Origin of the sequence: Prevotella sp. 885, from assembly GCF_002265625.1 — a bacterium.
GTDB lineage: Bacteria > Bacteroidota > Bacteroidia > Bacteroidales > Bacteroidaceae > Prevotella.
This window is the reverse complement of the sequence record NZ_NOVE01000001.1, coordinates 25925-47774: the sequence shown is the minus strand read 5'-3', so window position 1 is coordinate 47774 and position 21850 is coordinate 25925. Positions and strand designations below refer to the sequence as shown.

The 21850-nt window shown below is 52.4% G+C and carries 15 protein-coding genes and 1 pseudogene; 5 read left to right on the top strand and 11 right to left on the bottom strand.

Translation table 11 applies throughout. The features are described from left to right. Positions 1-127 precede the first annotated feature (127 nt). The 3 genes and pseudogenes from CHL74_RS00165 to CHL74_RS00155 all read right to left on the bottom strand — a co-directional run bounded on the left by CHL74_RS00165 (position 128) and on the right by CHL74_RS00155 (position 6954). The gene (locus CHL74_RS00165) at positions 128-3784 is read right to left on the bottom strand and encodes a glycoside hydrolase family 2 TIM barrel-domain containing protein (protein WP_094879104.1); all 3657 of its coding nucleotides are present in this window, start codon (positions 3782-3784) and stop codon (positions 128-130) included. Between the two features lie 30 nt (positions 3785-3814). Beyond that, the gene (locus tag CHL74_RS00160; RefSeq protein ID WP_141241179.1) at positions 3815-4966 is read right to left on the bottom strand and encodes a hypothetical protein; all 1152 of its coding nucleotides are present in this window, start codon (positions 4964-4966) and stop codon (positions 3815-3817) included. A 293-nt stretch (positions 4967-5259) separates the two neighbouring features. Beyond that, positions 5260-6954: pseudogene (locus CHL74_RS00155) on the bottom strand (Na/Pi cotransporter family protein). An 89-nt stretch (positions 6955-7043) separates the two neighbouring features. Between CHL74_RS00155 and CHL74_RS00150 the strand changes: the two are divergent. Continuing rightward, a complete protein-coding gene (locus CHL74_RS00150; RefSeq protein WP_094879102.1) occupies positions 7044-8705 on the top strand; it encodes a nucleoside kinase in 1662 nt (553 codons plus the stop codon). A gap of 235 nt (positions 8706-8940) precedes the next feature. Here the strand turns inward: CHL74_RS00150 and CHL74_RS00145 are convergent, their stop codons facing one another. The 8 genes from CHL74_RS00145 to CHL74_RS00110 all read right to left on the bottom strand — a co-directional run bounded on the left by CHL74_RS00145 (position 8941) and on the right by CHL74_RS00110 (position 17798). After that, the gene (locus tag CHL74_RS00145) at positions 8941-10782 is read right to left on the bottom strand and encodes a calycin-like domain-containing protein (protein WP_094879101.1); all 1842 of its coding nucleotides are present in this window, start codon (positions 10780-10782) and stop codon (positions 8941-8943) included. 337 nt (positions 10783-11119) lie between these two features. After that, positions 11120-12169, bottom strand: a complete 1050-nt coding sequence (locus CHL74_RS00140; protein WP_094879100.1) for a glycosyltransferase family 9 protein — start codon at positions 12167-12169, stop codon at positions 11120-11122. 6 nt (positions 12170-12175) lie between these two features. Then, positions 12176-12778 (bottom strand): DUF4254 domain-containing protein, encoded by a 603-nt coding sequence (locus CHL74_RS00135; RefSeq protein WP_094879099.1) that lies wholly within the window; start codon positions 12776-12778, stop codon positions 12176-12178. 147 nt (positions 12779-12925) lie between these two features. Beyond that, positions 12926-13558 carry an O-methyltransferase gene (locus CHL74_RS00130; protein ID WP_094879098.1) on the bottom strand — a complete coding sequence of 211 codons (633 nt, stop codon included), beginning with the start codon at positions 13556-13558 and terminating at the stop codon, positions 12926-12928. A 10-nt stretch (positions 13559-13568) separates the two neighbouring features. Beyond that, on the bottom strand, positions 13569-13982 hold the full coding sequence (gene aroQ, locus CHL74_RS00125; protein ID WP_094879097.1) for a type II 3-dehydroquinate dehydratase: 414 nt from the start codon (positions 13980-13982) through the stop codon (positions 13569-13571). Between the two features lie 44 nt (positions 13983-14026). Beyond that, the gene (locus CHL74_RS00120) at positions 14027-14956 is read right to left on the bottom strand and encodes a TPM domain-containing protein (RefSeq protein WP_094879096.1); all 930 of its coding nucleotides are present in this window, start codon (positions 14954-14956) and stop codon (positions 14027-14029) included. A 24-nt stretch (positions 14957-14980) separates the two neighbouring features. After that, positions 14981-15577 (bottom strand): LemA family protein, encoded by a 597-nt coding sequence (locus tag CHL74_RS00115; protein WP_094879095.1) that lies wholly within the window; start codon positions 15575-15577, stop codon positions 14981-14983. Between the two features lie 1609 nt (positions 15578-17186). Then, complete coding sequence (locus CHL74_RS00110; RefSeq protein WP_141241178.1) at positions 17187-17798, bottom strand: calycin-like domain-containing protein; 612 nt, start codon at positions 17796-17798, stop codon at positions 17187-17189. A 306-nt stretch (positions 17799-18104) separates the two neighbouring features. Between CHL74_RS00110 and rbfA the strand changes: the two genes are divergently transcribed. The 4 genes from rbfA to CHL74_RS00090 are packed head-to-tail and all read left to right on the top strand — an operon-like array spanning position 18105 to position 21808. Next, complete coding sequence (gene rbfA, locus CHL74_RS00105) at positions 18105-18440, top strand: 30S ribosome-binding factor RbfA (protein ID WP_094879093.1); 336 nt, start codon at positions 18105-18107, stop codon at positions 18438-18440. Between the two features lie 15 nt (positions 18441-18455). Beyond that, positions 18456-19694 (top strand): FtsX-like permease family protein, encoded by a 1239-nt coding sequence (locus tag CHL74_RS00100; RefSeq protein ID WP_094879092.1) that lies wholly within the window; start codon positions 18456-18458, stop codon positions 19692-19694. A gap of 32 nt (positions 19695-19726) precedes the next feature. Further along, positions 19727-20935 carry a fibronectin type III domain-containing protein gene (locus tag CHL74_RS00095; RefSeq protein WP_141241177.1) on the top strand — a complete coding sequence of 403 codons (1209 nt, stop codon included), beginning with the start codon at positions 19727-19729 and terminating at the stop codon, positions 20933-20935. A 6-nt stretch (positions 20936-20941) separates the two neighbouring features. After that, positions 20942-21808 (top strand): hypothetical protein, encoded by an 867-nt coding sequence (locus CHL74_RS00090; protein ID WP_094879090.1) that lies wholly within the window; start codon positions 20942-20944, stop codon positions 21806-21808. Positions 21809-21850 lie beyond the last annotated feature (42 nt).

The following is a 21850-nucleotide window of genomic DNA, read 5'->3' as shown; positions in this document are numbered from 1 at the left end:
TAAGTACAATTTTATGCTTTTCCCTTAAGCGAAAACAAAAGCCGTGGGCATGAACCGAAAGTCAGCGTCGCTGTCTTTCAGTTCTTGTCCACGGCTTGAAAGGTATATTAGAAGTTATAAAACTTCTTTACTTTGTAGGTGTGAAACGCAGGGTGTAAGAATATGATCCCCATGACGGGCAGGTGTACTCGCTCAGACAGCTGTCGCCGCCGCATGAGTTGTTGCCGAGTCCGCGCTGGAAATAGTCGAAGTGGGCGTAAATCTGCGGGTCACGAGAGAGGTCGTACCAGTGGAGCTGTGAGTTCCACATTGAGTCGCCGTACGTACACCAGCGTGTTTCGTCATAATGACCGAGCGAGAAGCTCACCTGTCCCTCCGTCTGCACGTTGAGGCTGAGTCCGTTGGTGAGGTTGCGGAGCGTGAGGTCGCGCAGGTCCTGATGGTCGCCGTAAGTCTGCGGATGAATCATCTCGTCCACCATGTCGTCCACGGTGGTTTGGTAACGTCCGAGGAACGAGCCGGTTTTGCGGTCAGAATAGTTCGACCACGGGCCGCGTCCGTAATACTCCACGTCCTCCATTCCCTCTGCAAACTGCATTCCCAGGCCCATACGTGCGAGGTTGCCGCTGGGCGAGAAGGTCACCTTCATGTCAATGGTGGCGTCCGCATAGAACGTATAGTCGATGGTGTATGAGCATGAATATGCGTAGCCGCTTACTGACATTGTGGCGTTGTTGCCGCTTTTAGCCAAGGCTCCGGTTACGGAAACGCTGGTGGAGTTGGTGAAGTCGGGCGAGAAGTTGCGGTCGTTGTCCACCTTGCGGTAGCTGTTGAAGTCGGGACCTTGAGCGATGATGTTCTCGCCGTCGAATGTCCACGATGTCATCTTGCCGTTGGCGAAGCTCATTGCGAACGCCTTGCCGTCAGCCGTTGTTCCGCTTACGGTCTGTCCGCTTACGCTTAGCTGTCCGCCCTCAGCGTTGTGGCTGGCGAGTGACGGGCGTTTAACCAGCTCAAACTGGTCTTCTGCCACGGCGTAACCTTCCTCTGCCCACAGTGTCTGCTCCTTGAGCTGCAGCTGCACGTTGACGAGCCATTCGGCGTCGTTGTCGGTCTCTGCCTTGATGGGGAGAGTGACATCGGCTGACAATCCGGCTGCTATGTTAGGCATCTGAGCCGTTCCTTCCTCCACGAGGCGTCCGTCACGCAGCACGCGATAAACGAGGCGATAAGCGTCGAGCGACGCGAAGGAGTTCTTGTTCTTTATGGTTACGATCTTTCCGTCGTAGCTTGAGAAGCTTATGTTCTGATAGACATGCTTCACCTCAGTAAGCTTTCCGGTCCAAGCACGGTCCGGAGTGATGATGCCGTTGTTGAGGAAGTTGCCCTGGAAGCCCTGACCTACGCCCGACGGCGAGTTATAGTCGTAGCCCGAAACCCAGTAGTTCATTCCGTTGACATCCTTCTTCTCGCCCTTAAGCAGACGCTCGGGGTCGTATAAAGACTGGTCAACCCAGTCCCAGATACATCCGCCGGTGATGCCTGAGCTCTTCTCGATGATGTCCCAGTATTCCTTAAGGTTGCCGACAGCCTGACCCATTGCGTGTGCATACTCGCAGATGAAGTAAGGCTTGCCGCTGTAACCGTTGCTGCTGCCCGATACGTTAGATACGGTGGGATACATGCTCGAACCGAGATCAGAGTACGACATGTTGCCCTCATAATGGATAAGACGGTCGTCGAGGCTCTTCATCTCAGAGTAAGCTGTTGAGAAGTTGCTTGCCGAACCGCACTCGTTGCCCATCGACCAGAAGATGACGCTCGGATGGTTGCGGTCGCGCATCACCATGCGAACCTCGCGGTCGAGGATGGCACCGTTCCAAGAGTAGTTGGAAGAAAGGTTCTGATTGTAGTGGCACTCCACGTCAGCCTCGTCCATCGTGTAGATGCCGAAGGCGTCAAACATGGCGTACATCTTAGGCTGGCGCGGATAGTGAGATGTGCGGACCGTGTTGACGTTAGCCTGCTTCATCAAAGTAATGTCGCGGAGCATTGTCTCGGTGTCGATGGCACGTCCGTATTCGGGATGTGTGTCCTGCGTGTTGACACCCTTGAAGAACACGCGCTTGCCGTTGATATATATAAGGTTGCCCGACTTTGTGATCTTGCGGAAGCCGTACTTTGTGGAGAACACCATCTCGTCTGCGCCATCGGCATCAGCCTGACGCACCACGACGGTGTAGAGATAAGGATCTTCTGCGCTCCAGGGATGGAGAGCGGAAAGGTTAGAGAGCTTCACGTCGAGCGATTCGTTGGCGCTGCCCTGGTAAGAAGCCGAGCCGGTGGCTACGGTCTTGCCGTCAGCGTCAAGAAGCTCCACGTTGAGCTGCTTCTCAGTCTGCACAGCGTCACGGTTGTCCACGGTAAGCTTCACGTTGAGCTGTCCGCTTGTGGCGTCGTTGCTGAGCGAAGAAGTGATGTAATGGTCTGAGACGAACACCTTCGGAGTGGCTACGAGATAGACGTCGCGATGGATGCCTGAGAGGTGCCACATGTCCTGACCTTCGAGGTACGAACCGTCGCACCAGCGATATACGCGAACCGAAAGCTGGTTGTCGCCAATCTTCGCAAACTCGGTGATATCGAACTCCGCGTCGTTGTTCGAGCCTTGCGAATATCCTACATATTTGCCGTTCACCCATACCACGGCAGCGCTGTATATGCCGTCGAAGTGGACGAAGAGGCGCTTGCCGTCCCACGACTGGGGAATGTTGAACGATCGGCGATAGAAGCCCGTGGCGTTATTGTCCTCCACACCGTAGTAAGAAATACCCTGATTGGCGTTAGGAGGATTGTTGCTGAAGGGATAGCCCACGTTGGTGTAGACGGGCTTGCCGTAGCCAGCCATCTCCCATGACAGCGGCACGCGGATGTCGTCCCATGCAGAGTCGTCGAGGTCAGCGTCGAAGAAGTCGGATGCGCCGGGACCTGAAGTGGTGCCGGGGACGTACTTGAACTTCCATGTGCCGTTGAGCAGCTGTGTCTGCGCCTTCTCCGGAGTAAGCCAAGGCTTGGCGTAGTTGGCGTCCGCCTTCATGTCCGCTACGCTGGCGTAGGGGATGAAAGTGGCGTGACCGTCCTCTTTATAGTCAGCATACTTGTTCTGATTGCTTATCCATGACGCGTCAAACTTACGTTCGGTGGCAGTTCCGCCGCCTCCGCCGCCACCGCCGGATCCGCCTTCAACGTCCTCAAGCGACACCTCCTTGTATGTAGCCCATGAGCGAGTGTAGCCCTGCGTGCTGCCGTAGAGGATGTTGGAGAGGTTGAGAACGCCGCTGATGGTGGTCGCGTCGCAGCGCTTTGTGCCGTTGACGTACAGACCGTCGCTCTTCAGCTCGATGGTGGTTTCGCCGGAGATGCCTGAGATATCCTCGCGGTGAGTCTGCGAAGTGTTGAAGCAGTTGATCTGGAGCGATGACGAACTCTTGGTATAGAAGAGATGTATGACGTAAACGCCGCCCCATCCGTTGGCGCCTTGCAGGTCCTCGCCGATGGAGAGCACGTTCTCGTGCTGTGTGGACGACTGGCAAGTGCTGAGGTTGAGCACCGCCTTGAACGTCTGCTTCTGGAAGTTAATGGCGGTGCTTCGTGTGAACGACTCGCCGTTGGGAGTATAGTCTTTTAGTAGCGACGTGCGTGCCGACATTGATAGCGTCATGCCGGAGAGAAGGCAGATGAGCGCTATGACGGTGGCGAATCGCTGTCTGAATATGTGTATCATAAGTGTATGATTATGGATTTGTTAGATTAGTTACTTGGCATGCTTCTTTCCGCCAACCACGTAGACACCGTGCTGGAGACGCTTCGCTGCCTTCTCGCCGCTGCCTACCTTCTGTCCGCCGATGGTGTAGATGTCGCCTTCTGGAGTTGTTGTGGTGATGGTGCCGATGCCGGTGGTTCCGTCAAGGCTCCAGCAGTCGATGACGACGTCAAGGTAAGATACATAGTATGCACTCATGGCGTCCACTACATAGCCATTATCTATCGGCTCTACGGCTGAAGTGTTGGGGTTGAGGGCGTAGCCGAAGTTAGGTTTGGTGACGGAAAGTGTGCCGTAGAATGTGCCGCCGTTGACGGGAACCGTCTCTGCCTGAGAAGCGAAGGTGAAGTTGTCCTCAAGCAGATATTCATTGTTCTCTGTCGGCTTCATCACCTTTATGATGCAGGGCACGCCAGCCTTGAGGCTGTGCGATGTGACGAACTGCAGTTCGTTGGCGTTCTGAGCCTTGAGCTCTGCCACCTGCACGTCGTCGCCGAAGAGCTGCTTGAGCTGTGTTTCGGTAAGATCGACGGGCGAGCAGAAGGTGGCCCACTGACCGGGCTGGAAGGTGCGGGTGATGCTGACTACGGCATATCCGTCGCGCGGATTCTCGTATGTCTTGCTGTTCTCGTCGAAGCCGTAGAGTGGGGGAGTGTCTTCTCCTGTGTATACGAGCTTCCATTGAGCTGCCTCAAACTGTGCTGATGGCTGCTGTGGTACGGCAGCGATACGTCCGAGCGCTTCGTTCTGATAAAGATAGAGCGATGCGCTTGCCTCCGTGTTGCGGCTTGCTATGGCGTAAACGTCCTTCTTGCCGTTGACTGGCTCGATGCGCCACTGGCTGAACTTGTCCGTTTCGAGAGAAGGTGTGCCGTAGAGGTCGGCATGCCATGTTCCGTCAGGTGATGTAAGACGGAAGAAACCGGGTGTGTTGGTGTCGTTGACGGCTTCCAGCGTAACGTCCACCTTTTCTCCTCCGAGTACGAGGCGTCCGTTCTCAATGCCGAGAAACTGCTTCGTGCCCACATTGTAAAGGTTGTACGTGGCTCCCGATACGGGTGCCGAGCCCTTGTATTCCTGCGCCGCGACATTGGCTGTCATGGTGCATGAAAGCGCAAGGACAGTAAGTAAGGTTTTGTTCATATCGTTATATAATAGATGTAGTTATACGAGTATAGATATATGTATGTTTTCTTAATAGGTTTATTGATATAGGTGTATACACTAATAGCCTTATGGGTATGATGTTGCTGAGTTTGTCAAGATGGTTTTTAGTAGAATTATCTGCAAAGATAACGCTTTTTTTTGCAAATTACAAAAAGCAGATACGGATTAGGTTGATTTTTCTGATTCCTGTTTAATGAATCAAAATAAATCAGCCTAATCCGTATTAGCCTATAAATAATAATTAATAATTACCAATTAATAATTAAATATTACGCTTCGCGCTGTCTTGTTCCCATGCGGGCTTCCACAACGTTCACCACGTAATCGCCGAGCTTTTCGCATTCTGACACGATGTCCATATACATTGTGCCCATGGCGTAGGTGTACTTATGGTCGTTTACGTCGTTGATGTTCTGTGAGCGGAGCTGGTTGCGATAGTTGTTTATCTCGTTCTCCACGTTAAACGAACGGTTGACATCGAGCGAGTCCTTGCGTCCGGTCAGCATGATGTCCATCTGGGTGAGCGAGTCGTCAGTAAGCTCGAACATCTGATGGAGGTGCTCATACTGCTTATCTGTGAAGTCCTCCTTGCCCTTAAACTTGCGGCTCATGGTGCGTGCGATGTTATAGCAAGAGTCGCCGATTGATTCCAGTTCTGATATCTCGCGGAGCATAGCACGAATCTTCGCCTTAGTTTCGTCAGAGAGGTGGGCGTCCGATACGTTGTCGAGGTAATTGGCAATCTCAATCTCCATGTTGTCCGAGATGCTCTCATACTTTTCTATACGTGTGAATAGCTTCGTGAAAGCCGTTTCGTCCTTCACGCCGAGCAACTCTCTTACCATGCCGAACATACGGTGGATGCGCTCTGCGAACGACTTGATCTCCTTCTGTGCCTCCAGTACGGAAAGCTCCGGAGTCTTCATGATAGACGTGTTGCCGATGTAGCGCAGACGGAAGTCGTCCTCGTTCTTTGTGGCTTTCGGCTTGATGATGTAGCATACCAGACGCTCCATCTGCGGGATGAGCCAGATAAGCACGGCGGTGTTGCAGACGTTGAAGGTGGTGTGGAAGGCAGCGAGAACCACGGAGAGGCGCGATACGTCGATGTGGTCAGCGTGCGGGTCGACACCCACGAAGCCGCAAACCATGTCAATGAAGGGATAGAATCAGCACAACACCCAGATAACGCCGAAAACGTTAAACGAGAGGTGGGCGAGAGCGGCACGTCGAGCCTGCGTATTGGCTCCCATGGCAGCGATGTTGGAGGTGATGGTGGTGCCGATGTTCTCACCGAGCACGAGGGCTATACCCATATAGATGGGGAGCACGCCTGAAGAGCAGAGCACCATGGTGATGGCCATGAGAGCCGCTGACGACTGCATGCAGAAAGTCAGAATCGTACCGATGATGAGGAACGAGAAGACGGTCAGGTAGCTGTCCTTGTCGAAAGACGAGAAGAAGTCGATAACCGTCTGGTTATGACTGAGGTCCATTTCCTTTCCCGTAGCGCCGAGTGTGGAAATGGCAAAGAACATGAATGCGACGCCGAAGAGGAAGTCGCCTACGTAGCGTTGTTTCTTACGATAGATGAGCAGCAGGGCAATGAAGAAAACGGGGAACACGATGTTCGCCATGTTGAAATTGAAGCCCAGTGTCATAATCCATGCCGTGAATGTAGTGCCGATGTTGGCTCCCATGATTACGGAGATGGCCTGTGCCAGTGTGAGCAGTCCGGCGTTGACAAACGATACGGTCATCACCGTCGTGGCTGTGGACGATTGCACAGATGTAGTTACGAACATACCGGTCAACAGACCGGTGAAGCGGTTGGTAGTCATGGCTCCCAGGATATGGCGCAGCTGCGAGCCTGCCATCTTCTGGAGTGCCTCACTCATCACCTTCATACCATAGATGAGGAGGGCAAGTGAACCAATAATTTTAAAAAAAATCCAAATCGACATATTTTTAATTTTATTTATGTGTCTGTAGGCGCATTGTGTCGAGAAAACGGAGTATCTTTGGAAAGTTAACCTATAAACATTATATGAAAATGAAACAGTTAATACAAATCCGTTGCAAAAATAATAAAAAATCTTTAAAAGTGGAAACGGGAAGTACACTTTCTGACATTTTTAATCATTTAAATCTCAATATGACATATCCGCCCATCAGTGCCAAAGTGAACAACAAGGTGGAGGGTATGCACTATCGCGTGTATAACTCGAAGGATGTAGAGTTCCTTGACCTCACCACTCCCTCCGGTTCGCGTGCTTACACCCGCTCGCTCTTCTTCGTGCTGTGCAAGGCTGTACACAAGCTTTTCCCCCAAAGCTCGGTGATAATAGACATCCCCGTGTCTAACGGATATTACTGCGACCTGCGCATCGGTCGTCCCGTCACCAAGGAGGACGCTGACGCCATCCGAACGGAGATGCAGAGCATCATTTCTCGCGCCATGCCCATCCGACGCCATGAGGTTCCTACGGAGGAGGCTATAACGCTGTTCGAGAGTATGGGATATCACTCGAAGGCTCTGCTGCTCCGCACTACGGGCAAGCTCTATACATATTATTATGATATCGGTGGCTTCGTGGACTACTTCTACGGCACGATGCTCACCAACACGGCGCAGCTGACGCTCTTCGGACTGGAGAAGTATTACGATGGCTTGCTGCTGCGCATCCCCTCGCTCTCCGACCCCTCACGCCTCGGCGACCTTATACGTCAGGACAAGATGTTCGAGATATTCCAGGAGCATCACCGCTGGCAGCGTCTGCTCGACATGTCGACGGTGGGCGAGTTTAACGAGGCGGTGGCAAGCGGACACGCCACGGAGATTATAAACGTGTCGGAGGCGTTGCAGGAGAAGAAAATTGCGCACATCGCGGAGGAGATAGCCTCACGTCCTGAGGTTAAGATGGTGCTCATCGCCGGACCTTCGTCGTCGGGAAAGACCACGACGTGCAAGCGTCTGAGCATACAGCTGGTATGCAACGGCATTCGTCCCGTGCCCATCTCGCTGGACGACTACTTCGTGGACCGCGAACTGACACCGCTGGACGCCAATGGTGCGTACGACTATGAGTCGCTGCACGCTCTCAACCTTGAGCTTCTCAACCGTCAGCTTGCGCAGCTGTTCCGTGGCGAGGAGGTGGAGTTGCCGCGTTACGACTTCATCACGGGCAAGAGCAAACCGAGCGGTCAGAAGATGAAGATGCGTGAGGGCGACATCCTCGTGGTGGAGGGCATCCACGCTCTCAACCCTGAGCTGACGGCGCAGATACCTGACGCTCTGAAGTATCGTGTCTACGCTTCTGCGCTGACCACCATCCTTCTGGACGAACACAACTACATCCCAACCACCGACAACCGTCTGCTGCGCCGCATCATCCGCGACGACAAGCAGCGTGGCTGCTCTGCCCGCGACACCATCAGTCGTTGGCAGTCGGTAAGAAACGGTGAGAACAAGTGGATTTTCCCGTATCAGGAGAATGCTGACGCCATGTTCAATACGGCTATGATATACGAGTTGGCTGCCATCAAGACGCAAGCAGAACCGCTCTTGGAGCGTGTGCCGGAGAACTGCGAGGAGTATGCTGAGGCTTACCGTCTGAGAAAGTTCCTTAGCTACTTCAAAGCCATCGACCACAGTGTTCTGCCACCGACGTCGCTGCTGAGAGAGTTCTTGGGAGGCAGCTCGTTTACATATTAAGACAAGCAGACATCCCTTAGACATGGAGACATGATTATCAGACAAGAAGACATGTAGACATGATTTTTAGACAGGAAGACATGATTTTTTAGACAAGAAGACATGAAGACATGTTTTTTAGGAAATGGGACAAACATAGGAGGCTACGGCGAGACGCCATAGCCTCCTAAGTTACACAAAAAAATCCCGACTCCTTTTTGGAGCCGGGATTTTTTTTGTAATTATCGTTTATTTCTTACTTGATCACCTTAACAGTCTTGCCGTTAGCGAGGCGAACGATGTTGACGCCCTTCTGGAGAGAGTTAACCTTTGCACCACCTACAGTGTAGATGCTTGTGATGTTGTTGGTGGTGTTGTTAACGGTGTTGATGCCGTTTGTAACGCCATTGCCGAACTCTGCGTGAGCTGCACCACTCGGGATGTCGATGTCGTATGTAGCTGTGAGGTCCTCACCGTTGAGAGTACCGTTGAACTTAACAGCAACTTTGCCGCAACCCTCATAGAAGCCACCGATCTCAGCCTGTGTGTCAGCTGTGAGAGAGATTGTGCCGTCCTCAGCCTCTGTAGCTGTAGCAGTGAACTGGATGTCACCTGCAGGATCGCCTTCGCTGTCGCTGAGGTTCTTGATGATGACAGTGTATGTGCCGTCGCCGTTGTCAGAGAGCTGGATTTCCTGAGCCTCTACGAAACGCTTTGCGCCCGGAGTCTCCTCGTCCATGCTTGCGTATGTATACATAGCAGGAGCTGTGTAAGTTACGAATACCGGCTCTTCCTTCTTGTTGAGGTTGATGAGCTTGATGCTCTTATAGAGAGCGTTGGTGAACTGGCTGTTCTCGAGTGAGCCGAACATTACCTCAGTAAGGTCGAAGAAGCCCTCAAGCTTCTCAGCAGGGATGATAACATTGCCATCGACGGTCAGACCCTCAGCCTTAGAAACCTCGATAGTAACGTTCTGCTTGTCAGCGATGCTAACAGTAGTGTTGTTGTTACCGTTAGAGCACTGGTAGTAAGCCTTGAATGTAGAGTTCTGCTCTGAATATACGTGGATGTTGTTAGCGAAGCTTGATACATCCGGGCCAAGGCCGAAGATGTCCTCTACTGCTGATGTGCTGCAGCCAGTAACGTCAAGTACAGCCTGGAACTTCTGAGTCTCCCAGTCAATCGGAGTGGTGAATGAGAAGCCTGTTCCGTCAGCCTGATAGTTCTCCTTGAGCACTACGTCCTCTACTACGGGCTCTGCGTACGGGTCAGAACCGTATGCGTAGGTAAGCTGGTCAGCGTTGTCGCTCTTTGCGATGAAATAGATGTGTTCTACGTCGTCCTTAGTATAGAGGTAAGCAGTAACGTCGAAGTTGTAAACCTGCATGCCGTCGTTCTCTGTGTATGTGCCCTCATAGTATGTTCTCTCTGTAGCGGGATCATACTTCTGGAGGAGACCGGTGAACTTGTGGTTAACCTCGGGGAATTCTACGTTGAATGTGCCGTCAGACATCTCAACGAAAGAAGCGGGGAAGTCCTTGAATGATGAAGACTGGAGTTCTCCGTTTTCAATGTAAGACATTGTGAATGTATCAGTGAAGTCCTTTGTGCTTACTACTGTAGGCTCTGGATCGGGCTCTGGATCAGGAGAAGCAACTGCCTCACCCTTGAAGGTGATGTGCTCCAACTCTGTCATGTTCACACCCATATAGCGGATGTAGAGGTCGATTGACTCGTTGGTAACAGTACCCTTGATCTGCTGCCAGTAGAGGCTCTGTACTGGAAGACCGTCCATTGTAGCGTCTCCGGTGATTTCGCCAAAGTAGTAGTCGCCAGTGTTGAAGCTACCGTCTTCTGCCACATCACTCTTGTAAACCACTGTGTAGGCAGGGAAAGCATAGCCGTTAAAGCCATTGCTCTTCACCTCGAACTTAAGACCTTCGTCCACCTTGGTGACTGTTATCTCACCCTCTGCGGTGGGATAGTCGCCCAACTTGTCACCCCATGTGCCCTTGAATGTGACACCCGTGGTGAGGTCTGCTGCCATTGCAACGACAGCAAGCATTAAGAAAGATAAAAGAGATAAAATTTTCTTCATAATGAATCCTTTCTTTTTGTTTGGTTAATGATTACTTGTGTGATTTAGTATATTTCTGCTTATTTAGTGTATACTTTGCTTATATTGATGCAAAGATATAAAATATCATTAAGATAAAAAAAGAATTTCTGCTTATTTTTTTATAAAAACTATAAGGACTCGTGGACATATAATAGGAGCTGTGGGCATTAGCTTTCCGCTTCGCGCCGCTGACTTTCAGTTCCTGCCTACGGAATTACATGCAAACGTAACAAACTTAGGAGGCTATGGCGTCTCGCCATAGCCTCCTAAGTTTAGTCTTTTCTTCTCTTTTTATTAGTTTTGATTTTCCTCATTTTTAATTCAATATCCAGTCCACCTTGTCAGCGATGGTGATAGGATCGATGGACGTTAGGCAGGCGTAGTCGCCGCGTTGGCAAGGCTTGTTGCCGTAGATGGAGCAGGGGCGGCAGGGAAGGTCAGCCTGTATGCAGTCTTCCGGTCGCTGGTTCCATCCGAGGAAGCCGGCGTAAGGATGCGTCTCGCCCCAGACGCTGATGACGCGTGTGCCCGATATGGCAGCGAGGTGCATGTTGCCGCTGTCCATCGACACCATGACGTCGAGGTGCGACATCACCACCATCTCTTCCTTCAGCGAGTGAAGAGCCTGCGAAGCGTTGGTGCAGTTGTTATAGCGTTCGCACCATGCGTTGAGGACGGCATGCTCTTTTTCGCCGCCTCCGAAGAGGAATATGCGGCAAGAGGGATGGCGGCGCGATATCTCCTTGATTAGTTCTTCCGTCTTCTCCGTGGGCAGAATCTTGCCCTCATGGGCGGCGAACGGCGCTATGCCAATCCATTGCTGGAAGTTCTTCTTCTCCCCGATGACATCGGAGAGCGGACGCAGATTGCCTCCCTCGGGCGGGAAGATGGACGTAAACTCCAGTTTCACGGGATAGCCGAGTCGGCTGAGCACGTCAGCATAACCCTCGAAGGACGTGGGCAGCTGGCGCATCGTCTTCTTGTTCTGCGGTGCTGTCAGCTGACGTCGTTCCGAGCGGTGCTTGTTGAGATGTTCCACGCGGTAGTTGGCGAGATTGAATCGCATGCGCAGATATGAAGACCGCAGGATGTTGTGCATGTCGGCAATGGCAGTGAAGTTCTTCGCAATGAGACGGCGGTAGAGAGCGTTGAGTCCCTTTACGCCGTGATATTCCCCCTTGAGGTCTGCCTCCATGAATCCCACGTTGGGAGCCATCTCTTCGAAGAACGTCCTGGCGAAGGGTCGGCTCAGAACCGTTATGCGCAGGTCTGGATATTGTCTTGCCAGGGAGCTGACGACGGGCACGAGCATTGCCACGTCGCCGAGCGCCGAGAAGCGCATTATCAGGAGATGCTCAGTTTTCATTTCTTATTATTTCTTGTAGAGTACGGGATTCGTTGACGGGTCGTTATACATCTTCATCTGGCGATACACCTTCATATACTTGCGTCCAGCCTGGATGTCGTCAAGGAGCTGGTCGATGGCGAGCGAGAGGTCTTTCTGCTGCTCGAGGAGCACCTGCAGCTTGGCTCCGCACTTCTCGCGGTGCTCTGGCGTGGCGTCGGTGCGCTCAGCCTGCTCGCGCATGTGATAAATCTTGAGTGCGAGGATGGAGAGGCGGTCAACGGCCCATGCCGGGCTCTCTGTGTTGAGGCGTGCGTCGGGCAGAATCTGTACGTCGCTGTATTTCAGGCGGAAGTATGAGTCGATCTGCTCTACGAGGTCCGTGCGGTCCTGGTTGGAGCGGTCGATGCGGCGCTTCAGCGAGAGAGCCTCCACAGGATCGATGTGCGGATCGCGGATGATATCCTCAAAGTGCCACTGTACGGTGTCAATCCAGCATTTCAGGTAGAGACGGTTCTCTATCTCCTCACGCTCGTAAGGATTATTGATAGGTGTCTCGATGTTGTCCTTGATATGATAGTCACGGATGGCTTGATTGAAGATGTTGTTGCAAAGTTCTGAGAAAGTCATATTCGTTGTTTTTATTTTAATATTTGATTTAAGGGTGTTGTTCGGGTTTTTAGATTTTACAAATGTAGAACAAAACCTTGGAATAGCCAAGGAAAAGCGTTGTTTTTTTGTGCCTTTCGTCTTATTGTGTGCTTGTGTGCGCAGATATCAGAGTTTTCTTATGATGGTAAGGCCGTCACGGAGCGGCAGTATTACCTGCTCCACGCGCTTGTCCTCGGCGATGTGGTCGTTGAAGCGACGTATGCCTACGGTCTGATGGTCGTGGTCGTAGGCGGGGTCGGTGACATGTCCGTCCCATAGCGTGTTGTCGGCAAGGATGAAGGCTCCCTTGTTCATGAGCGGCAGGATGTTCTCGTATGTCTCCACGTACGTGCGCTTGTCGCCGTCGACGAAAGCCATGTCGAACATTACGCCCAACTTGGGCGCCAGCTCGTTGGCGTCGCCGATGATGAAGTTTATCTTGTCCGCCACTTCCGAACCCTCTATCCAGGGACGCGTGAAGTCTTCCATCTCGTCGTTTATCTCGAAGGTCCACAGCTTGCCGCCTTCCTCCAGTCCCATAGCCATGCAGATGGCGCTATATCCGGAGAAGGTTCCCACTTCGAGGATGTTCTTCGGTCGGACCATACTGACGAGCATCTTGAGGAGTTGTCCCTGCAGGTGTCCTGACGCCATGCGTCCGTGTATGGTGTGGATGTTGGTGGCGCGATATAGTCGGTACAGATAGTCGCCTTCCGGCTGTGTGTGTGAGAGTACGTATTTCTCGAGTTCTGGTGTCATGATGTGTGTTTTAGATAAGAGCCTCGATGGCGAGGCGGTACGAGTCGAGTCCGAAACCGCATATCACGCCCTTGCAGACGCACGAAATCATGGAGTGGTGTCTGAACTCCTCACGCTTGTGTACGTTGCTGATGTGCACCTCAATGACGGGCGCTGTCAGCGAACGGATGCAGTCCTGCAATGCTATGCTGGTGTGTGTGTATGCTCCTGCATTGAGGATGATGCCGTCGGCGCTGAAGCCCACTTGCTGCAGGCGGTCGATGAGCAGTCCTTCCACATTGCTCTGGTAATACTGGATGTTGATGGAGGGATAGCGTTGGCGCAGCTTCAGGAGATAGTCCTCGAAGGTGCTGCTGCCGTATATCCCCGGTTCACGGGTTCCGAGCAGGTTGAGGTTGGGCCCGTTAATAATATGTATTGTCATCTTTTGCTCTCTGATTTTTTAGAATGTCCTTTGGGGTGGGCGTCTTACCAGTCGGATGTGGATCCGCCTCCACCGGTACTTCCTCCTCCGAACGAGCCTCCGAAGCTTCCGCCACCTCCTCCGCCGCCGCTTCCGAGCATTGATCCGAGTATGGCTCCTCCTGCAGCAGCGCTTCCGCTGTTGTCGTCGATGTCCTCGTCCTTCGTCATTATGTGTCCGCAGTACTGGCAGACGTATGTGGTTCGTCTGATGCGCTTGCGCCTTCCTTTACCCGTGGAGACGCGCAGAACCTCCACGCCCATCTGCTTCATTGCCGAACGCTTGCGGCATTTGGGGCAGCGCTGCTTGATGCTGCTTACGAACATGGCGAGCAGAATGACGCCGACGATGATGCCTATGCTGAAGAGAATGTCGCTGGTGTCGGTGTCGCTGTCAGCCGCTTCCGGCTCCATCGACCCGTCGAGCACCTTAGCCGTGGCGCGTACGCCGTCCACCATACCCTTGTTCCAGTCCGAGCGCTTGAACGCCGGCACCATATACTGCATCTGTATGCGCTTCGACATGGCGTCGGTCATGGTGCCCTCTATGCCGTATCCCGTGGCGAAGCGCACCTTATGCTGGTCCATCACGAAGAGGATGAGCAGTCCGTTGTCGCTCTTCTTCTTTCCGATGCCCCACTTTCGGAACAGGGATGTGGAGAAGTCGAAGATGTCGTTCTCGCCGATGGACGGTAGCATAACCACCGCCGTCTCGATGCCCGTGGATTTCTCGAGCCGTCCGAGGATGGCGTTTATCGTGTCTGTGGCGGCAGGGGATAGGATGCTGGTAGGGTCGGAGACGTACCGACGCACGTCAGTAAGGCGCACGTTGGGAACGTCGTCTACGGATTTATACTCCTTGACGCTGTCGCCTGCCGCCCATGCCGTGACGGCGATGAGGCAGGCAATAAGTATGGTCTGGAGACGTCTTATCATCAATTTACGTATGTTTTATTGTTCTTAGAATTCCACCTTCGGTGCCTTTTCTGCACCTGCTTCAGCCTCGAAGTAGGCGTGCTTCTCGAAGCCGAAGATTCCGGCGAGGATGTTCTTCGGGAAGCGACGGATGGACGCGTTGTATACGTTGGCAGCGTCGTTGAAGTCCTTGCGTGCCACGGTTATGCGGTTCTCGGTGCCCTCCAGCTGCGACTGCAGCTCCAGGAAGTTCTGGTTGGCTTTGAGGTCAGGATAGTTCTCGGTGATGGCGAGAAGCTTTCCGAGTGCTGAAGTGACGTCGCCCTGAGCCTTCTGGTAAGCAGCCAGCTGCTCCGGTGTGCAGTTAGACGGGTCAATCTTCACCTGAGTGGCTTGCGAACGTGCCTGCATCACAGCCTCAAGAGTCTGCGACTCGTGCTTGGCATATCCCTTGACGGTGTTGACGAGGTTAGGGATGAGGTCAGCGCGGCGCTGATACTGAGTCTCCACGTTCGACCATTTGTTGGTGACGCCCTCGTCCATGTTTACGAGCGAGTTATATCCGCTGATTGCCCAAAGGACGATAACGACAATGACGCCGATGAATATCATCGTGCTCTTGCTGAATGATTTCTTTTCCATAATGAATGTCTTTTCTTTGTTTGGTTTTAGATATAGCCCTTCGTGGGCTTTCTTTTGGCAAATATACGAATTATTGTGAAAAGACAAGACATTGCAGCCGATTATTTACCTATCTTTATGATTTTCATGAAAAGTAGTAACTCCTAATTCGGACGGCGTCCGCTATGCAAATATCGTACAAGTGGTAAAAAGTTGTTACAAAATAAAAATCAATTATAGAGAATCAAAAGGCTGTTTTTGTGGGTTTTTTGCTTCGCTGTAGGCCCCATAATTTATAAAAGAGCCACTTTTGTGGTGCAATAGTGGCACTATTAGAGTGTAAAAGTGGCGCTATTGCATGATAATAGTGGCACTATTGGAGTGTAAAAGTGGCACTATTGCGCTTGTTTTGTTCCCTTATTCATTGCACATTTCTTCTCTTAACCGTGTAATTGGTTGTGCGTCAGCGTGCTATCGCTGCACGCTCAAAACTCAAGAATTTCGCACCAAAGATTTCTTAGTGCGCTGAACGAGGAGTATTGAGCGTTAGGAATGCAAATATTGTGTCGGACGGTATGCTGTCCGATATGATAGGCAGGGCTTTGACAAAAACCTTCATCCACAGTCCGCTTGTGATTTTCGAGCCTCTCTCGAAAATCACAAGCGGAAAAAACAGAGAAAACACAAGGTTAAATAGAGGATGTGTGAACTATACAACTTGAGGGGGAAAGGCAAACTTAGGAGGCTATGGCGTCTCGCCGTAGCCACGCAGCCTCCCATAGCAGGTCATCAATCAGAGCCGTGTAATACGTAACTTTGTTGTACTGCGCCGTGTCCAGAAGGGACACGTATCCATCAGAAACCCACTGCAAGCTCCGAAGGAGCGCCGCTGTGGGATAAGCATCTCCTCACCCTCTCTTGGTTCCGCGAAGCGGGACCGACTATCCTCCTCAACATCATACGGGAAGCGCCAGTCCCCCTTCGGGGAACTATATGGGGTGGAAGTATCGCACGTACCCACAGCTGCGCTGCTTCGCAGCTTGCAGTGGGTTTCATGATATAGGTCCCGCTCCGCGGAACCCGCAGCTCATTGTAATTCACAAGCAGACGAGGCAAACTTAGGAGGCTATGGCGTCTCGCCGTAGCCCCGCAGCCTCCCATAGCAGAACGCCAATCAGCGCCATATAATATGTAACTTGGTTCCGCCGTGTCCAGAAGGGACACGTATCCATCAGAAACCCACTGCAAGCTCCGAAGGAGCGCCGCTGTGGGATAAGCATCTCCTCACCCTCTCTTGGTTCCGCGAAGCGGGACCGACTATCCTCCTCAACATCATACGGGAAGCGTCAGTCCCCCTTCGGGGAACTGTATGGGTTGGAAGTATCGCACGTACCCACAGCTGCGCTGCTTCGCAGCTTGCAGTGGGTTTCATGATATAGGTCCCGCTCCGCGGAACCCGCAGCTCATACTCAATCTGCTGGTCGTTCGTGGGTGCGTGGCTACGGCGAGACGCCATAGCCTCCTAAGTTTGCCTCGTCTGCTGTAAACTGAATAATTCAAAATCGCAGGCGAAGCCGAGAATAATTCACCGCTCGGCTTTGCCGCTTGCCTAAGCAAAAACTCAAAAATCCTAATTCAAAACTTTCACGGTCTTTCCGTCGGCTGTGCGCACGATGTTGAGGCCGCGCTGCAAGCCTTTTACCTTCATGCCGTTGGCGTTATATACGGCAGTCACTTCCGAGTTGGTCTTTACCGTGCTGATGGCAGTCTCGCCGTCTGGGTCGGTGCCGAAGACGAAGGTGTAGTCATAGCCAGAGTCGGGATAGTCGGCAGCGAAGCCGCCCCAGTCGGCGAAGATGTATGCGTAAAGCTTGCCGTCATAAATCTTGCCGTGAGCTGTGATGTATGCGCTGTATGAAGTCCATCCCTCCTGGGTGAGCGGCGAAGCCACCTTCTCGCAAGCGAACGAGATGGTGCCGTCGGCGTTCTCCGTCACGGGAGCCGCGAATACCAGAATCTCAGACACGTCCGGATCAGAGCGAAGGTCGAGAGTGAAGGTATATACGCCGTCCGTTCCCTCCTCCACGCTGATGGTCTGTGCGTCTAACGTCTTGGTGATGGCGTAGTCTTCAGGAACATTTCCGCTGACGTTGTTGGTGACGCTGAGCTTGTCGGTGTAGTCGGTGGCCATTACAGCTACGGCAGTAAGTAACATTGTGAATAGAGATAAAAGTTTCTTCATACTCTTGTTTCCTTTCTTTGTAAATGTGGTTAATAATTGTTTTTGCACTATTTGTGTGTGATGGCTGCAAATTTAAAGCATTTTTTCGTTATGTGCAAAAAGATTAATGCTTTTGTTCATAATTTTCAACGTATCGCTAACAAAATGAAGCCAACGGTGTTCTGCGGCGGATTTTCAACTTTTTGGTAATGTTACCATCAAAAAGCGGCGCAATAGCTTGTCACATTATTAAAATAGCAGTAACTTTGTAAGCTGATTCAATATTATTAATATCAATCATTTATATTTTTCATACAAACAACAATTATGCAGGAAACAAGACAGAACCGTATAGCACGCTTGCTCCAGAAGGAGCTGAGCCTTATCTTCCAGTCGCAGACTCGCGCCATGCACGGCGTCATGGTCAGCGTAACGCGTTGCCGCGTGTCGCCCGACCTCAGCATTCTCACCGCTTACCTCAGCGTATTCCCGTCTGAGAAGGCTGACGAGATTCTCCGCAACATCACAGCCAACGAGAAGACCATCCGCTACGAGCTTGGCACACGCGTACGCAACCAGCTGCGTATCATCCCCGAACTCCGCTTCTTCGTGGACGACTCGCTCGACTATATTGAGCGCATCGACGAGTTGCTCAAGAAATAAACAGAGCAACCGACGATGAACTTTCCATTCTACATAGCGCGACGCTACGTATTCTCGAAGAAATCCACCAACGCCATTAACGTCATCTCCGCCATTTCCGTGGTGGGAGTGACCGTGGCAACCATGGCCCTTGTCGTGGTGCTGAGCGTCTTCAACGGATTTCATGACCTCGTAGCCTCGCTCTTCACCAGCTTCGACCCGCAGATAGAGGTGGTGCCGACGAAGGGTAAGGCTGTGGCTGCCGACGACCCGCTGCTCACGAAGATGAAGCAGCTGTCAGCCGTGGAGGTGGCAACGGAGGTGGTGGAAGACCAGGCGATGGCGGTGTATGGTGACCGTCAGATGATGGTGACGGTGAAGGGTGTGGACGACAACTTCGACCGTCTGACATCCATTAACGACATTCTTTACGGTGACGGCGAGTTTACGCTGCGCGTCGCCAATCTTTATTATGGCATTCCCGGCATACGCATAGCGCAGGACATGGGTCTGGGTGCGCGTTGGGAGGGATTCCTTAAGATTTATGCACCCGTCCGCAAGGGACAGCTTGTCAATCTGGACGACCCTACGGAAGGCTTCGTGGCTGACTCGTTGGTGTCGCCGGGTGTGGTCTTTGCCGTCAACCAGATGAAGTATGACGCCTCCGTAATAATCACCTCCATCCACTTCGCCCGCACCCTCTTCGATCAGCAGGGCATGCTCACCTCGCTGCAGTTCAGACTGAAGCCGGGTAGCGACATCGCTGACGTGAAGGCGCAGATGAAGGAAATAGCAGGCGACCGCTTCCGCGTGCTCGACCGCTTCGAGCAGCATGCCGACACGTTCCGCATCATGCAGATAGAGAAGGTGCTCGCCTACGTCTTCCTGACGTTCATCCTTATGGTGGCATGCTTCAATATCATCTCCTCCCTCTCAATGCTTATCATCGAGAAGAAGGACGACGCCGTGACGCTGTCATATCTCGGAGCCACAAAGAGCCAGATAACCCGCATCTTCCTTTGCGAGGGAAGAATAATCTCAACGATAGGTGCCGTGGTAGGCATTCTGCTGGGTCTGCTTCTCTGCTGGCTGCAGCAAGAGTTCGGCTTCGTGCATCTTGGCGACAGCAGCGGCTCCTTCGTGGTGAACGCCTATCCCGTAAGCGTGCATTACTGGGACGTCTTCTGGATACTCGTCACGGTAGTGGCAGTAGGCTGGGGCGCCGCATGGATTCCGGTAAGAGGCGCCGTGAGAAAGCTGACGGAGAAAGAATAAGAGGGCAAACTACAAACAAAACATAAACAATCATGCTTAAATCGCTAACTATGGCGGCTCTTGTTGCCGCATCGCTTGCTGTAAGCGGCACGGCGCAGGCGCAGCAGACACAGATGCGCGCTGCCACAGACCTTACCCAGTACGGTACGGTGGTTGACATTGTGAATGAGGACTTCTCGAAGTTCAGCGCGGGTTCTGAGACTGCCCCCGACTTCAATGCCAACATCAACACCACTTACTCAGACTCGAAGATTCCTTACTTCGAGAATGTTGACGCCAAGTACACTTCTCAGCCACGATGGGGCGCCAGCTTCGCCTATCCCGCAGGAGGAGCCGTATGCCTTTATTCCACCGATGAAGACTACGTATCGCACATCAATACGCCCATCATTGACGCTTCTGGACATGGCGGACTGACATTCATCCGCTTCCGCGCGCGTCTGCTCGAGAACGTGGGCAACTATCCTGGACTCGGACTGCATGTCATCGACTTCTCGCAGAACCCCACCAACGGCTCTTACCTCCTCATCAAGCAGGTGAAGGGTGTGACGACCGAATGGCAGGAGTTTGAATACATTATATATAATGGTACAAGCAAGATGCTCGTCAACATCAACGACGAGAACAACCGCAAGGTGCTTATTGACGATGTGCGTGTGCAGCAGGTGAACCAGTATGTAGAGACACCGCATCTCCTCCCGCATCGTGCTTACACAGGCAATAGCTTCAAGCCGGCATGGAACAAGGTGGAGGGAGCTGACAAGTATCTCGTTAACGTATACAACTCAGACACCGACGGCAATATTGGCGACATCCTTGTGGAGAATATGGAGACCACCGACACCACTTGCACGGTGCGCGGACTGCTCCCAGGCAACATCTATCGCTATAACGTCACAGCCGTCGCCGGCGACCGTCTGTCTCTGCCTACCAACAACGCAGAGCTTTACGACCTCGTAACGCCTGTGCTCGACCCCGTGGAGAGCGTAGAGGACGGAAAGTTCACGGCAACATGGAACAAGGTGCCAAACGCTCTTTACTATAACTATTATGTATATGAGGAGAAACCCGTGACCGAGGACGGCGACGTAACTGTCATCGACGAAAACTTCGACAACGTGACAGACTGGGGCGGCGGCAGCTTCGGTTGGACAGCAGACCAGCAACCTACATATCCTAACGAACAGGAACTCGGCTATCTCTCCAATGTCAACCAGACCGGATTCACGGCTACATGCTAGGCACCGTTGCAGGCTGGCTATGTGGCTCTCGACGGATGGAACTACTTCTATGACGTAGTGAAGAACGTGCATGACGTGGACTTTGTCACTTATGACATCAAGAAGTACGCTAAGCTGGAAACGCCGGAGTTCGACCTCTCGAAGGACGAGGGTCGCATGCACGTCTCAGTGGACCTCTGGGGAACATACGCTGAGGACAATCTTGACAAGGAGAACAACTATCCTGCTTATCAGGTGAACGCCATTGTGGCTCTCTGCAACTACGACTTCACGCTCGGCGGATACGTAGAGGCTGAGACAAAGCACTGCGTTCTGAGCGAGGCATGGAACACGTTCACGGCGGACTTTACGAAGGGAACGGAGAACTCGAAGATAGTGATTTACGCTACAGACGGTCCCGGCTTCCTCTTCGTTGACAACCTCAAGCTGACACAGCGTTACGAGAAGGGCGAAAGCCTCTCACGTCCCGTGATTTTCAATCCGGGATTGGTGCAGCCGAAGGTGGACGTGACACTTCCCGAGGGTTATCAGGCAAACAACTACTATCAGCGTGCCCAGGCTGTTTCGCAGCGTGACGTTTATCTCGCAACACGCCAGTACACCTTCTACAGCCGCCTGAGCGACCCCGATGAGGTGTATGCCGCACCCACAGCCATCAAGGACGTTACAGCCGACAGCGCTGTAAAGGCAAGCGTGGAAGGCGACAATATCGTTGTTGTTGGAGTGGCTGGCGAGCAGGTTTCGCTCCATACAGCATCCGGCGCATGTGTAGCGACAGTAAAGTCAGCCGCCAACAGCGTGTCATTCAATGCTCCCGCCCACGGTGTCTACATCGTGAAGGTCGGAACAAAGACGCTGAAGCTGACGAAATAAAGCAAACATTAGGAGAGGGCGTGTCAAAAACTTAATCAGCGC